Genomic DNA, 454 nt, shown 5'->3' on the forward strand with positions numbered 1-454 from the left:
TCCGGCGCCCGTCGTCGGCTGATCGTCACCGACGGTGTCTTCTCGATGGACGGGTACGTCGCCCCGCTCCAGGAGATCTGCGACCTGGCCGACCGCTACGACGCCATGGTCATGGTCGACGACTCCCACGCCGTCGGCTTCGTCGGCCCCGGCGGCCGCGGCACGCCCGAGCTGCACGGGGTCATGGACCGGGTCGACATCATCACCGGCACCCTCGGCAAGGCGCTCGGCGGCGCCTCCGGCGGTTACGTCGCCGCCCGCGCCGAGATCGTCGCCCTGCTGCGCCAGCGCTCGCGCCCGTACCTCTTCTCCAACTCCCTCGCCCCGGTCATCGCCGCCGCCTCCCTCAAGGTCATCGACCTGCTGGAGTCCGCCGGCGACCTGCGCGAGCAGCTGAACGCCAACACCGCGCTCTTCCGCTCCCGGATGACCGAGGAGGGCTTCGACATCCTCC

1 protein-coding gene is annotated in these 454 nt (G+C 71.6%); it reads left to right on the forward strand.

Going from position 1 to position 454, the window contains the following annotated elements:
* Positions 1-454, forward strand: a 454-nt coding sequence (locus tag J1M86_RS24400) for an aminotransferase class I/II-fold pyridoxal phosphate-dependent enzyme (protein WP_206511707.1), incomplete at both ends; no start/stop codon positions are given.

Origin of the sequence: Rhodococcus sp. KRD197 (genome assembly GCF_017168235.1) — a bacterium.
GTDB lineage: Bacteria > Actinomycetota > Actinomycetes > Mycobacteriales > Mycobacteriaceae > Rhodococcoides.